Origin of the sequence: Nitrosomonas sp. Nm166, from assembly GCF_900112825.1 — a bacterium.
Classification (GTDB): Bacteria; Pseudomonadota; Gammaproteobacteria; order Burkholderiales; family Nitrosomonadaceae; genus Nitrosomonas.
The window spans coordinates 1-16,228 of record NZ_FONE01000024.1 but is presented as its reverse complement, the minus strand read 5'-3'; the positions used below and the strand labels follow the sequence as shown (position 1 = coordinate 16,228).

The following is a 16,228-nucleotide window of genomic DNA, read 5'->3' as shown; positions in this document are numbered from 1 at the left end:
TTAATCATGAGTACTCCAGTTTTTAATTTATCCAATCTGGATGGTAGTAATGGTTTTCGTCTTGATGGCGTGGCGAGTGGTGATCTTTCGGGCACATCAGTCAGTAATGCAGGGGATGTCAACGGCGATGGTTTTGCTGACTTACTTATCGGTGCTCCTTATGCCAGCGGTCTCGACGGCTCCAGTTATGTGGTGTTTGGGCGAGCTTCTGGTTTTGATCCTGTACTGAATCTATCCAGCCTCGACGGCAGCAATGGCTTTCGTTTGGATGGGGTTGAGCAATCTAATGAGGGGAGTGGATTCTCAGTTAGCAATGCGGGGGATGTTAACGGTGACGGCTTCGATGATGTGATTGTCGGTGCTCCTCGCCACAATGGCAACTCTAGTTACGTGGTGTTTGGTAAGGCTTCCGATTTTGATGCCACGCTGAATTTATCCAGCCTTGATGGCGGCAATGGTTTTCGTCTGGATAGAGTAGCGGCGAATGATTCGTCGGGTCGGTCGGTCAGTAGTGCGGGGGATGTCAACGGTGACGGGTTTGCTGATTTGCTGGTCGGCACTCTAGATGAGACCAGTTATGTGGTATTTGGTCAGGCCTCCGGCTTTGATGCCACGCTGGATTTGTCCAGCCTCGATGGCAATAACGGCTTTCGCCTGGATAGCGCAGAACGTGATTTTTTTGGTTATTCAGTCAGCAATGCCGGGGACGTCAATGGCGACGGTTTTGACGATGTGATTGTGGGTGCTCCCGTTGGTAGGTACCATTATCCTGGTGCAGATGGCTCCAGTTATGTGGTGTTTGGCAAGGCTGCAGGTTTTAGTGCCACACTGGATGTATCCAGTCTCGATGGCAGCAATGGTTTTCGTCTGGATGGGAGAGTGTATAGCGAATCGGGTCGATCAGTCAGCAGTGCCGGGGATGTGAATGGCGATGGATTCGATGATGTGATCATTGGTGGTCCTCAAGATAACTCAAATGACTCTTCCGCCGGGGCCAGTTATGTGGTGTTCGGCAAGGCGTCGGGTTTTGCGGCCACACTGGATCTGTCCACTCTCGATGGCCATAACGGCTTTGTTCTGGAGGGGGGAGCAGCAAATGATAATTCGGGTTCTTCGGTCAGCAGCGCCGGTGATGTCAACGGCGATGGTTTTGGCGATTTGATTGTCGGTGCTCCTCGTGCTGGCTCAAGTGGCAGAAATGAAGGATTCAGCTATGTCGTTTTTGGCAAGGCTTCGGGATTCGATGCGCGTATCGATTTATCCAATCTGGATAGTAAAAGCGGTTTCCAGTTGGATGGAGAAAATAATGGTGATTATTCAGGTGCATCAGTCAGCGGCGCTGGGGATGTCAATGGTGATGGGTTTGATGATCTGCTGGTCGGCGCTCAGCGTGCCAGCCCGAATGGCGAAAGATATGCTGGCTCCAGTTACGTCATCTTTGGTGGTGTAGATGTGGTTAGTGGAGGCTTGCCAGGAATTTTTGGCACTTCGCTGGACGATCACTTGCAAGGCACATTAATCGCAGAGCATTTCGATGCTGGGGACGGCGACGACATACTGCTAGGTGGTGGTGGAGCCGATCAATTCGTTGCGGGAGCGGGGAATGACATCATCGGTGTGCCTGATCTCAATTTTGCGTTACTCGAGGGTGGAACAGGTCATGATAGCCTGCAACTTCTGGGTAATGGACTGAATCTCGATCTGACTCAATCAAGCAGCATAAAAGGCATAGAAACCATTGACTTGGGAGAGAAGAGGGATAATAAACTTGTATTAACTGCAGATAAGCTTCGTGATTTATCTAAGAGCAGCAATACTATCAAAGTCCAGGGCGATTCCAGTGCTCATGTCACCGTGCTCGACCCCGGCTGGTATGATTTCGGCAGCGATACGCTTTATCACACTTATATTCACAACGGTACGAAATTACAGGTAGAAAATGATGTTCCGATTGATTTTGCAGTGAAGGCCAAACCTGTTTTTGACTTATCCAGTCTCAATGGCAGCAATGGTTTTCGTCTGGACGGGGAAAATGAGTTTGATGGATCGGGCGCATCGGTCAGCAGCGCCGGGGATGTCAACGGCGATGGCTATGATGATGTGATTATCGGAACAGATTTTTATTCATCCGTATTTCCCAATAATGAATTCAAATTGAGTTCCAGTTATGTGGTGTTCGGTAAAGCAACCGGATTCGATGCACAGGTTGACCTGTCCAGTCTGGATGGCAGCAATGGTTTCCGGCTGGATAGAGCAACAACAAAGGATTCAGCAGGATTCTCAGTGAGTGAAGCTGGAGATGTCAATGGTGATGGCTTTGATGATGTGATTGTCGGAGTCTTGAGACCCGATTTCAGCGGTGAACAATACGTCGTTTTCGGCAAAGCTTCCGGTTTCGATGCGCATATTGATTTGTCCAGTATGGATGGCAGCAATGGCTTTCGTCTGGATGGAGGAAGTGAGTTTGATCTAGTAGGGCTCGATGGATTAGGTATGCCAGTCGACAACGCTGGTGATATTAATGGCGATGGTTTTGACGATGTGATTGCCCGTGCAGATAAAACTAATAGTGTGTTTGGTGTTGGTTCGAATTTTGTCATTTTTGGTAAGGCTTCCGGGTTCAATGCCACTTTGTCGCTGTCCAGTCTGGATGGCAGTACCGGTTTTCAAATAGAAGGAGATAGTTTGAATGACGGTGCGGCTTTTGTGGTCAATAGCGCTGGAGATGTCAATGGCGATGGTTTTGACGATCTAATCATCGGTTCATCAAATGTTAATCTTAATCCTGATTTTCCCGGTTCCAATTATGTCGTCTTCGGCAAGGCATCAGGATTCGATGCGCAACTGGACTTGTCCAATCTGGACGGCAGTAACGGTTTTCGTGTGGATGGAGAAAATTCGGCTGACACTCGGGCCTATTCGGTCAGCAGTGCTGGTGATATCAATGGAGATGGGTTTGATGATGTAGTGATTGGAGCGAATGGGGTTAATCAAGATGGTCAACTTATAGATACCCATTATGTCATCTTCGGTAAAGCTTCCGGTTTTGATGCTCGCATTAATTTATCAGAACTTGATGGCAGGAATGGTTTTCGCTTGAATGGAAATGTCAATTTGGGCTACTCGAGTTATGCTGCCAGCAGTAGCGCCGGTGATATCAACGGTGATGGCTTCGATGATCTGATTGTCGACAGCTCTGCATCTGGCACATTAGACACGTTTTCTGGAACCAGTTATGTGGTTTTCGGTAAAGCTTCCGGCTTTGATGCTCAAATTGACCTGACTAGTCTGGAAGACAAAAATGTTTTGCGCTTATTCGGAGAAGTGGATGAATCAAACTCTTTCAGCTTTTCGGTCAGCGGTGCTGGAGATGTCAATGGCGATGGCTTTGATGATGTGATTATTGGAGCCCCTGGATCCGATCCGAACGGCGAAAGCTCAGGCTCCAGCTACATAGTATTTGGCAGAAGCAGCTTCATCGATGATGGCGTAATACGGGGTACGCCCGGGGATGATATCCTCACTGGCACTCCGGCAGCGGAACGCTTCGAGGCGGGGGACGGCAATGATCGAATGATCGGCCGCGGCGGGTCGGATGTGTTTCTGGGTGAAGCAGGTGATGATTATATCCGGGTATCTGACCTGAGCTTTGAGTCTGTGGACGGCGGCATCGGTAACGATTCACTGGCCCTGGGTGGCAATGGCTTGAATCTTAATCTGACCGATATGGCCGGCAAGATCAGCGGCATCGAAACCATTAATCTATTTGGCACCGGTGACCATACCTTGACGTTAACCGCAGCAGATGTGCTCAATCTGTCGGATACTACTAATACCCTGAAAGTGAATGGTAATGCCGGTGATCGCATCGTTGGATTAAGCCATGGCTGGGGAGATGGTGGTGTTCATGACGGCTTTCATACCTTCTTTAATGATGCGGCAGTGCTGCTGGTGGGTGTGAATGTGGCGACGGATTTTGTTTAAAGAAACTGCCACTTCGAGCGCAGCGAGAAATCTGCATTGTTGATTCCAAAGCTTCCTCACTGCGTTCGGAATGACAAAGTAAGTTATTGAAGCCTCATCCCTACCCATCACAAAACATCACAAAACCGCTCAGGTTGGCAGTAGGATTTTTCCGAGCTAGTATTTACTTCATTATTTGTAAATCGCAATAAGGTTTTCTTTCAAGTAAGTTTTTTTGATGAATTTTTTGAAGGAGTTCTTGGTCATGGCAATACCGATAATTAACTTATCTATTCTCAATGGCAGCAATGGCTTTCGTCTGGATGGAGCGGCGGAGGATGATTTTTCGGGCGGATCGGTTAGTAATGCCGGAGATGTCAATGGTGATGGTTTTGATGATGTGATTGTGGGTGCTCGCTTTGCTGATCCGAATGGCGAAAATTCCGGATCCAGCTATGTGGTGTTTGGCAAAGATTCAAGTTTTGACAACACGATAGATCTATCCAACTTCGATGGCAATAATGGTTTTCGCCTGGATGGAGCAACGAAATCTGTTTTGCCGGCTTATTCAGTCAGCAATGCGGGGGATGTCAATGGCGATGGTTTTGATGATGTAATTATTGGTGCCCCGGATGCTGATCCAAATGGCATTATCGGTGCAGGGTCCAGTTACGTAGTATTTGGCAAGGCTTCCGGATTTGATGCCACGTTGGATTTATCCAGTCTTGATGGCAGCAATGGTTTTCGCCTGGATGGCATGGTAAGGGGTGGCGCGTCGGGTAAGTGGGTCAGCAATGCGGGGGATGTCAATGGCGACGGTTTTGATGATGTGATTGTCGGTGGTGATGACGCTGACCCGGATGGTGATTTCTCTGGATCCAGTTACGTAGTATTTGGCAAGGCTTCCGGTTTTAGTGCCACGCTGGATTTATCCAGCCTTAATGGCGAAAATGGTTTTCACCTGGCAGGAAGGGTGGTCTATTCAGTCAGTAGCGCAGGTGATGTCAACGGCGATGGGTTTGATGATGTGATTGTTGGCGATCCTTATAGTAGTTCCTATTATTCCGGTGCCAGTTACGTGGTATTTGGCAAGGCTTCCGGTTTTAGTGCTGCGGTAGATTTATCCAATTTGAATGGTAGCAATGGCTTCCGCATGGATGGGGTTGGGGCGTATGATAATTCTGGGGCTTCAGTCAGCGGTGCAGGGGATATCAACGGCGATGGGTTTGATGATGTGGTTGTCGGTGCTTCAGGAGAACATAACTTTAATTATGTAGTATTTGGCAAGGCATCTGGTTTTGGTGCTGAGATGAACTTATCCAGCCTCGACGGCAACAATGGTTTTCGCATAGAAGGGGCAAGGTTTATACGTGATCTTGCGAGTGGAGTGGTCAGCAGTGCAGGTGACGTTAATGGCGATGGTTTTGATGATTTGATCATTAGTGCACCTAGCGCTGCACCGAACGGCCCTGAGTCCGGTTCCAGTTATGTGGTGTTTGGCAAGGCTGGTGGTTTTAGCCCCCGCCTGGATGTGTTTAGTCTCGACGGCAGCAGTGGTTTTCGCATAGAGGGAGTGGCGGCACGTGACAAATCGGGCAGTTCGGTCAGCAGTGCAGGTGACGTCAACAGCGATGGGTTTGCTGATTTGATTATCGGTGCGCCTGGCGCTGATACGAATGGCGACCAATCCGGTTCCAGCTATGTGGTATTTGGCGGTAACTTTCTCGATGCGGCGATATATTTCGGTACGCCCGGGGATGATGTTCTCACTGGCACCACAGTGGCAGAGCGCTTCGAGGCGAGTGGCGGTAACGATCGCATGAATGGCCTTGGTGGGGCGGATGTTTTTTATGGTGATACCGGTGACGATACTATCATGGTACCGGATCTTGACTTCCAGCTGATCAATGGCGGTACGGGTAACGATACCTTGGAATTGGTGGGTGGTGGTATTAATCTGAATCTGGCCAACTTCCATGACACAATCAATGGCATTGAAACGATTGATCTGACCGGTAGCGGTAATAATATATTGACGCTAACGTTGCCAGACTTGCTTAGTCTTTCAGACACCACCGATACTTTTACAGTAAATGGTAATCCGGGAGATCGTGTTGTTGGACTTATGGACGGCTGGACGGATGGCGGCATTAAGGGTAATTATCATATTTATACCAATCCCGGGACGGTGTTGCGGGTGGATACATCTGTGAGCACAGATCGACCGGTTCTTGGCGTAATTAATCTGGCTGATCTCAATGGCAGTGACGGTTTCCGTCTGGATGGAGTGGAAAGAAATGATAGATCGGGTTACTCGGTCAGTACTGCGGGAGATGTTAACGGCGACGGTTTTGACGATGTGATTATTAATGCTGCTTATGCTGGTTCGAATGGCTCAGGTTCCAGTTACGTGGTGTTTGGTAAAGCCTCGAGGTTTGATGCCACGCTGAATTTATCCGAACTTGGCGGTGGCAATGGTTTCCGACTGGATGGAGTGGAAAGAAATGATAGATCGGGTTACTCGGTCAGCAATGCGGGAGATGTCAACGGCGACGGTTTTGACGATGTGATTGTCGGTGCTTTCGGCGCTGATCCAAACGGCACCTACAATGCAGGATCCAGTTACGTAGTGTTTGGCAAGGCTTCCGGTTTTAATGCTGCGATGAATTTATCCAGTCTGGATGGCAGTAATGGTTTCCGCCTGGATGGTGAGTCGGCGTATGATGGTTCCGGCAGATCAGTCAGTAGTGCCGGGGACGTCAACGGCGACGGTTTTGACGATGTGATTGTCGGTGCTTTCGGCGCTGATCCGAACGGCACCTACAATGCAGGATCCAGTTACGTAGTGTTTGGCAAGGCTTCCGGTTTTAATGCTGCGATGAATTTATCCAGTCTGGATGGCAGTAGCGGTTTTCGCCTGGATGGTGAGTCGGCGTATGATGGTTCCGACAGATCAGTCAGTAGTGCCGGGGACATTAACGGCGACGGTTTTGACGATGTGATTGTCGGTGCTTTCGTCGCTGATCCGAACGGCACCTACAATGCAGGATCCAGTTATGTAGTGTTTGGTAAAGCCTCAGGTTTCAGTGTCACTCTGGATTTGTCCAGCCTTGATGGCAATAACGGTTTCCGTCTGGATGGAGCAAATGAAACTGATTTTCTGGGCAAATCGATCAGCAGCGCAGGAGACGTTAATGGCGATGGGTTTGACGATGTGATTATTAGTGCCCCTGGAGCTAACTCGAATGGCAATAGCTCAGGTTCCAGCTACGTGGTGTTTGGTAAGGCTTCTGGTTTTGATGCCATATTGAATTTATCCAGCCTGAATGGAACTAACGGCTTTCGCCTGGATGGGGCAGAAGGCTATGATTTTTCAGGATTTTCAGTTAGCAATGCAGGCGATGTTAACGGCGACGGTTTTGCTGATTTGCTTATCGGTGCTTACGGCGCTGATCCGAACGGTTATTCGCACGCCGGTTCTAGTTACGTGATGCTTGGTAAGCCTACTGGATTTGATGCCACGCTGAATTTGTCTGCGCTGGATGGTACTAACGGTTTTCGCTTGGATGGTGTGGTGAGTGGTGATCAATCGGGCGCCTCAGTCAATAGTGCCGGGGATGTGAATGGCGATGGCTTTGATGATTTGATTGTTGGTGCTTCTGGCGCTGACCCGAACGGCGAGAGATCCGGTTCCAGTTACGTGGTATTTGGCAGAAGCAGCTTTACTGATGATGGTGTCATTCGGGGTACACCTGGGGATGATGTCCTCACGGGCACTCCGGGAGCGGAGCGCTTCGAGGCGGGGGACGGCAATGATCGAATGATCGGCCGTGGCGGTGCGGATGAGTTTCTGGGTGAAGCGGGGGATGACTATATCCGGGTATCCGATCTTGACTTCGAGTCTATGGATGGCGGCAGCGGCAACGATACGCTGGCCTTGGGCAACGGCCTGAATCTTAATCTGACCGATATGGCCGGCAAGATCACCGGCATCGAAACCATTCGCCTGTTTGGCACCGGTGACAATACATTGACGTTAACCGCGGCGGATGTGCTGAACCTGTCGGATACCACTAATACCTTGAGAGTCAATGGCAATGCAGGTGATCGCATCGTCGGATTAAGCCATGGCTGGGGCGATGGCGGTGTTCATGGTGATTTTCATACCTTCTTTAATGATGCGGCAGTGCTGCTGGTGGGCGTGAATGTGGCGACGGATTTTGTTTAAAAGAACTGTCATTTCGAGCGCAGCCGAGAAATCTGTGTTGTTGATTCCAAAGATTCCTCACTGCGTTCGGAATGAAATGTGGGTTATTGAGGCCTCATCCCTATCCATCACAAAACATCACAAAACCGCTCAGGTTGTCAGTAGGGTTTTTCCAGCGTAGCATCTAAACATTGTTATATAAACAATGCAGTAGATACTTCTTTTCAAGTAAGTTTTTTGATGAGTTTTTTAAAGGAGTTCTTATCATGGCAATACCAGTGATTAATTTATCCAGTCTCAATGGCAATAATGGTTTTCGCTTGGACGGAGAAGCGGCAGAGGCTCATTCGGGTAGCTCAGTCAGAAGCGCCGGGGACATCAACGGCGATGGTTTTGATGATGTAATTATTGGTGCTGGGTTTCCATATGAAGACTTCGACGCCGAATACATAATATTTGGCAAGGCTTCGGGTTTTGATGCTGCGATGGATCTATCCAGTCTCGATGGCAGCAATGGCTTTCGACTGAAGGGAGAAGCGACCGATGATAGAGTTATAACTAGCAGTAGCGCGGGAGACGTTAATGGCGATGGTTTTGATGATCTGATTGTCAATCACTATGGGCCTGATAGCCGCGCTCATTACGTGGTGTTTGGCAAGGCTTCCGGTTTTGGCGCAACGCTAGATGTATCCAGTTTCGATAGCACTAACAGTTTCCGTTTGGATGGATTAGCAGCTTATACTGGCTTCATATCAATCAGCAATGCAGGCGACGTCAATGGCGACGGCTTTGATGATTTGATTGTAGGTGAAAGTGGAGCTGATACGAATGGCACCAACTCTGGCTCCAGTCATGTAGTGTTTGGCAAGGCGAGTTTTGCTGCCACGCTGGATGTATCCAGTCTCGATGGCAGCAATGGTTTTCGTTTGGACGGAGCGGCAAATGATCTTTCGGGCAGAGCGGTCAGTAGCGCCGGGGATGTCAACGGTGATGGGTTTGACGATGTGATTATCGGTGCTCCTAACGCCAATCAGAGCGGCGGTTATTACACTTACCCCGGCGGTGCCAGTTACGTGGTATTTGGCAAGGCTTCTGGTTTTGACGCTACACTGAATCTATCCAGCCTCGACGGTAATAATGGTTTTCGTCTCGATGGGTCGGGAAGAGAGCGTTCGGGCATAAATGTCAATAGCGCCGGCGACATCAATGGCGATGGGTTTGATGATGTGCTTATTATTAGTCAATCAGTGAGTCGGTACGGTGCGGTTTTTGATTCGAGTTATGTGGTATTTGGCAAGGCTTCTGGTTTTAATGCCGCGTTGGATCTTTCCAGCCTCGACGGCAGTAACGGTTTTAGCCTGAATGGGGATTATTCTTATTATGGCAGTCAGTTCAATGTCAATAGCGCTGGAGATGTCAATGGCGATGGGTTTGATGATTTGATTGTAGGTGAGCTCTTCGCTGATCCGAATGGCACCAATTCCGGCTCCAGTTACGTGGTATTTGGCAAGGCTTCTGGTTTTGACGCTGCGATTGATTTATCCAGCCTCGGCAGCAATAGTGATCTCCGTCTGGATGGCGTAGCAGCGTATGATTATTCGGGCAGATCAGTCAGCAGCGTCGGCGATGTCAATGGCGATGGTTTTGATGATGTGATTGTCGGTGCTCCTGATGCCGACCCGAACGGCGACGACTCTGGCTCCAGCTACGTGGTATTTGGTCGCAATGAATTTACTGATGATGATGTAATACGGGGTACTCCCGGGGATGATGTCCTCACAGGTACTCCGGGAGCGGATCGCTTCGAAGCGGGTGACGGCAACGATAGCATGGATGGCCGTGGTGGGGCGGATGTGTTTCTTGGCGGTGCCAGTGACGATACCATCGCGGTAGCGGATCTCGACTTTCAATTAGTCGATGGCGGAACTGGCACCGATACGCTGGAATTGACAGGAAGCGGCCTAAACCTGGATCTGGCCGACTTCCACGATGCCATTGATAACATCGAAACGATTGATCTGACCGGTAGCGGAGACAATACACTGACGCTTAGTCTGCCCGATTTGCTGAGTTTATTTGACTTTCCCCATACTCTTACCGTGAATGGCAAGGCGGGTGATCGTGTCGTAGCACTCACTGACGGCTGGACGGATGGTGGTATCGATGGCGATTATCGCATTTTTATGCATAGCGGAGCGATGCTGCGGGTAGATAGGGATGTAAGCGCAGACATACCGCTAGCAGCAAATGTGATCAATTTGGCTGATCTCGATGGCAATAACGGTTTCTCTTTGGATGGCCTTGGTTTTGCTGGATATTCGGGCATGTCAGTCAGCAATGCCGGGGACGTCAACGGTGACGGTTTTGCTGATGTCATTGTTGGTGCTTGGAATGCTAGTACGGACGTCATTCAGTCCGGCGCCAGTTACGTGGTGTTTGGCAAGGCATCCGGCTTCTCTGCTGCAATGGATTTATCCAGTCTCGATGGCAGCAGTGGGTTTCGCCTGGATGGAGAGTCGGCGGGTGATTATTCCGGCATTTCGGTCAGCAATGCCGGGGATGTCAATGGGGATGGATTTGATGATTTGATTGTAGGTGCTAACGGTGCTGACCTGAATGGCGATTATTCCGGCGCCAGTTACGTGGTGTTTGGGCATGCTTCCGGTTTTGCTGCTACGCTGGATTTATCCAGTCTCGATGGCAGCAATGGTTTTCGCCTGGATGGCGTGCAGGAGTATGATTTTTCGGGCTCTTCGGTCAGCACTGCCGGGGACGTCAATGGCGATGGGTTTGATGATGTAATTGTCGGTGCATCTGGTGCTGGCCCGTATCCCCGGTCCGGTTCCAGCTACGTGGTGTTTGGGCATGCTTCCGGTTTTGGTGCGACGGTGGATCTATCCAGTTTGAACGGCAATGACGGCTTTCGTCTGGATGGCGTGCAGGAGAATGATTTTTCGGGCTCTTCGGTCAGCACTGCCGGAGATGTCAATGGTGATGGTTTTGATGATGTGATTGTTGGTGCACCTTATGCTGACCCAAATGGTTATTCCTCCGGCTCCAGTTACGTGGTGTTTGGTAAGGCTTCGGGATTTAATGCTACATTGGATTTATCCAGCCTTGATGGTCATAATGGTTTCCGCCTGGATGGAGTGGCAGTAGGTGATTCCTTGGGTACATCGGTCAGCAATGCGGGCGACATCAATGGTGACGGTTTTGATGATTTGATTATTGGTGCTGACGGTGCTGACGCCAGTTACGTGGTGTTTGGGCATGCATCCGGTTTTACTGCTGCGCTGGAGCTATCCAGCCTGGATGGCAGCAACGGCTTTCGTCTGGATGGAGCGGGCCACGCGGTCAGCACTGCCGGAGATGTGAATGGTGATGGCTTTGATGATGTGATTCTTGGTGCACCTCAAGCTGGCCCGCATCGCTTCGGCTCCAGCTATGTAGTGTTTGGTAAAGCTTCCGGTTTTGATGCTGTGGTGAATTTATTCAATGTTGATGGCAAAAACATTTTGCGCCTGGATGGAGTGGCGGCATTTGGTCATTCTGGCAGATCAGTTAGTAATGCAGGGGATGTCAACAGCGATGGTTTTAATGATGTGATTATCGGTGCTCCCTTTGCTGAATCAAGCTACGTGGTATTTGGCAGAAGCAGCTTTACTGATGATGGTGTAATACGAGGTACTCCCGGGGATGACATTCTTACGGGCACATCAGAAGCGGAACGCTTTGAAGCGGGTGATGGCAACGATCGAATGATCGGCCGCGGCGGTGCGGATGAGTTTCTGGGCGAAGCGGGGGATGACTATATCCGGGTATCCGACCTTGGCTTCGAGTCTGTGGATGGCGGCATTGGCAACGATACGATGGCCTTGGGCGGCAGCGGCTTGAATCTTAATCTGACCGATATGGCTGGTAAGATCAGCGGCATCGAAACCATTCGTCTGTTTGGCACTGGGGACAATACCTTGACGTTAAGGGCAGCAGATGTACTCAACCTGTCGGATACCAGCAATACCTTGAGAGTCAATGGCAATGCCGGTGATCGCATCGTCGGATTAAGCCATGGCTGGGGCGATGGTGGTGTTCATGACGGCTTTCATACTTTCTTTAATGACGAGGCAGTGCTGCTGGTGGGTGTCAATGTGACGACGGATTTCGTTTAAAGACTTGTCATTTCGAGCGCAGCGAGAAAGCTGGATTGTTGATTCCAAAGATTCCTCACTGCGTTCGGAATGACAAATGTAGGTTAAATTATTGAGGCCTCATCCCTACCCATCACAAAACCGCTCAGGTTGTCAGTAGGATTTTTCCAGCGTAGCATCTACTCGTTATCATAAAACAATGCAGTAGATACTTCTTTTCAAGCAAGTCTTTTGATGAATTTTTGAAGGAGTTCTTGATCATGGTTACAACAGTAATTAATTTATCCAGCCTCGATGGCAGTAACGGTTTTCGCTTGGATGGTGTGGCAGAACTTGACGGATCAGGTTTTTCAGTCAGCAGTGCTGGCGACGTTAATAATGATGGTTTTGATGATGTGATTATCGGCGCTCCCCGTGCTGCCCCGAACGGCACCAGCCTCGCCGGTTCCAGTTATGTGGTGTTTGGCAAGGCTACCGGTTTTGAGGCTGCTATGGATTTATCCAGTCTCAATGGCAGGAATGGTTTTCGTTTGGATGGAGAAACAGAGGATGATTTTTCGGGCTTTTCGGTCAGCAATGCAGGAGACGTCAATGGCGATGGTTTTGATGATTTGATTATTGGTGCTTCCTTTGCTGACTCTAACGGCAGTTCTTCCGGCTCCAGTTACGTGGTGTTTGGTAAAGCTTCGGGGTTTGATGCTACGATGAATTTATCCAGTCTCGATGGCAATACTGGTTTCCGTTTGGATGGCGTGGCGGCGGGTGATAATTCGGGCTTTTTGGTTAGCAATGCCGGAGATGTCAACGGCGATGGTTTTGACGATGTGATTATCGGTGCTTTCGCTGCTGCTCCGAACGGTAGGGACTCTGGCTCCAGTTACGTGGTGTTTGGTAAAGCTTCGGGGTTTGATGCTACGATGAATTTATCCAGTCTCGATGGCAATACTGGTTTTCGTCTGGATGGCGTAGCGGCGGATGATATTGCTAGTACGGTCAGTAGTGCCGGAGATGTCAATGGCGACGGTTTTGCTGATGTGATTATCGGTGCTTTCGGTGCCGATCCGAACGGAGATTACTCAGGCTCCAGCTATGTGGTGTTTGGTAAGGCTGCCGGATTTGCTGCCGCGATGAGTTTATCGAGCCTCGATGGCAGCAATGGTTTCCGTCTGGATGGCGTAGCGGCAGGTGATGGTTCGGGCGGTTTTGTCAGCAATGCCGGGGATGTCAACGGTGATGGATTTGCTGACTTGATCGTAGGTGCTCCTGGAGCTGATCCGAATGGATCCAATTATGTAGTGTTTGGCAAGTCCTCGGGTTTTGATGCTGCGATGAGTTTATCCAGCCTCGATGGCAGTAACGGTTTCCGTTTGGATGGAGGTAGTAAGGTTAGCAATGCAGGGGACGTTAATGACGATGGTTTTAATGATGTGATTGTCGTTGCTGGACGTGATTCCCCGTACGACTCAGTCACCATTTATGTGGCGTTTGGCAAGGCAACCGGTTTTGCTGCCACGCGGGATTTATCCACTCTTGACAGCAATAGCGGTTTTCGCCTGGATGGAGCACCGGTAGATCCTTTTTCATCTCTTAGCGTTAGCGCCGCGGGTGATGTGAACGGCGATGGTTTTGATGATGTGCTTGTCGGTGCGCCTTACGGCTCTAACGGGGATTATTCCGGTTCCAGTTACGTGGTATTTGGCAGAAGCAGCTTTACTGATGATGGTGTGATACGAGGTACGCCCGGGGATGACATTCTTACGGGCACATCAGAAGCGGAACGCTTCGAGGCGGGGGACGGGAATGATCGAATGATTGGCCGCGGTGGGGCGGATGAGTTTCTGGGGGAAGCAGGTGATGACTATATCCGGGTACCCGATCTTGGCTTCGGTTTAGTTGATGGCGGCATCGGCAATGATGTCCTGGCCTTGGGCGGTAGCAACTTGAATCTTAATCTGACCGATATGAGCGGCAAGATCAGCGGCATCGAAACCATTCGCCTGTTTGGCACCGGTGACAACACTTTGACGTTAACCGCAGCGGATGTGCTCAACCTGTCGGATACCACTAATACCTTGAGAGTCAATGGCAATGAGGGCGATCGTATTGTCGGATTAAGCCATGGCTGGGGAGATGGCGGTATTCATGACGGCTTTCATACCTTCTTTAATGATGCGGCAGTGCTGTTGGTGGGCGTAAATGTAGCGACGGATTTTGTTTAAAAAACTTTCATTTCGAGCGCAGCCGAGAAATCTGTGTTGTTGATTCCAAAGATTCCTCACTGTGTTTGGAATGTGGGTTATTGAGGCCTCATCCCTATCCATCACAAAACATTACAAAACCGCTCAGGTTGTCAGGATTTTTCCGGCGTAGCATCTACACATTATCGTCCAAACAATGCAGTAGATAGTTCTTTTCAAATAAGTTTTGATGAATTTTTTGAAGGAGTTCTTGATATGGCTACAACAGTGATTAACTTATCCAGTCTTGATGGCAGTAACGGTTTTCGCTTGGATGGAGCAGCGGCTGGTGATGATTCCGGCATATCAGTCAGCAATGCAGGAGACGTCAACGGCGATGGATTTGATGATGTGATAGTCGGTGCCTATGCAGCTGACCCGAACGGTAGCAGATCTGGCTCAAGCTATGTTGTGTTCGGCAAAGCTTCCGGTTTTAATGCTGCGCTGGAACTGTCTAGCCTCGATGGCAACAATGGTTTTCGTCTGGATGGTGCAGCAGAGTATGATTTGACGGGCTTTTCAGTCAGCAGTGCTGGAGATGTTAATGGTGATAGTTTGGACGATTTGATTATTGGTGCTTCCGGTGCTGACCCTAGTTATGTGGTATTTGGCAAAGCTTCAGGTTTTAGTGCTACGCTGGACTTATCCAGTCTTAATGGTAGCAATGGTTTTCGCCTGGATGGGCCATCGGGCAATTCAGTGAGCAATGCAGGCGATGTCAACGGCGATGGCTTTGATGATTTGATTATTGGTGATTCCGGTGCTGACCCGAATGGCGATTATTCTGGCTCCAGTTTTGTGGTGTTTGGCAAGGCTTCCGGTTTTGGCGCCACGCTGGACATATCCAATCTTGATGGCGGCAATGGTTTTCGCCTGGACGGGGAAGCGCCTTATAGTTACTCGGGTAATTCAGTGAGCAATGCAGGCGATGTCAACGGCGACGGTTTTGATGATGTGATTATCGGGGCAGAGTCTGGCCCGTACGGTGACAAAGCTGGTGCCAGTTATGTGGTATTCGGCAAGGCTTCTGGTTTTAATGCTACGCTGGAACTGTCTAGCCTCGATGGCAGCAATGGTTTTCGCCTGGATGGAGAGGCGGAGCGTGATTATGCGAGTTACGTCAGCAATGCAGGAGACGTCAATGGGGATGGTTTCGATGATGTGATTGTCGGTGCCTCTGAAGCTGATCCGAATGGTTATGAATCAGGATCCAGTTATATAGTATTTGGCAAGGCTTCCGGCTTTACTGCCACGATGGATTTATCCAGCCTCGATGGTAACAATGGCTTTCGCCTGGATGGGGTGTCAGAGTTTGACAGATTGGGTTCTTCGGTCAGCAATGCAGGAGATGTCAACGGCGATGGGTTTGATGATGTAATTATTGGCGCAATTGGAGCTGACCCGAACGGCGATTATTCTGGCTCCAGTTTTGTGGTGTTTGGCAAGGCTTCTGGTTTTGCTGCCACTGTTGATTTATCCGATTTAGATAGCAATAGTGGTTTCCGTCTGGATGGCGAGGGGGTGGATGATTTTTCAGGCCGATCAGTCAGTAGTGCTGGAGATATCAATAGTGATGGTTTTGATGATGTGATTATCGGTGCTCCCTTTGCTGACCAGAACGATGTTGCTGGGGCTGGCTCCAGCTACGTGGTGTTTGGCAGAAGCAGCTTTAC

5 protein-coding genes are annotated in these 16,228 nt (G+C 49.6%); all 5 read left to right on the top strand.

Annotation, left to right across the window (positions count from 1 at the left end; translation table 11 throughout):
- Positions 1 to 6 precede the first annotated feature (6 nt).
- Positions 7 to 3,984, top strand: coding sequence for a beta strand repeat-containing protein (locus BM021_RS16610; RefSeq protein ID WP_090720554.1), 3,978 nt, complete (start codon positions 7 to 9; stop codon positions 3,982 to 3,984).
- 244 nt (positions 3,985 to 4,228) lie between these two features.
- Positions 4,229 to 8,191, top strand: a complete 3,963-nt coding sequence (locus tag BM021_RS08185; RefSeq protein ID WP_090720553.1) for a beta strand repeat-containing protein — start codon at positions 4,229 to 4,231, stop codon at positions 8,189 to 8,191.
- A 245-nt stretch (positions 8,192 to 8,436) separates the two neighbouring features.
- Positions 8,437 to 12,339: a beta strand repeat-containing protein gene (locus BM021_RS08180; protein ID WP_090720552.1), complete on the top strand. Its 3,903-nt coding sequence runs from the start codon at positions 8,437 to 8,439 to the stop codon at positions 12,337 to 12,339.
- A gap of 239 nt (positions 12,340 to 12,578) precedes the next feature.
- Entirely contained in the window at positions 12,579 to 14,537 is a 1,959-nt protein-coding gene (locus BM021_RS08175; protein WP_090720551.1) for an integrin alpha, read from the top strand.
- A 234-nt stretch (positions 14,538 to 14,771) separates the two neighbouring features.
- On the top strand, positions 14,772 to 16,228 hold a 1,457-nt coding region (locus BM021_RS08170; protein ID WP_177186340.1), incomplete at its 3' end, for an integrin alpha.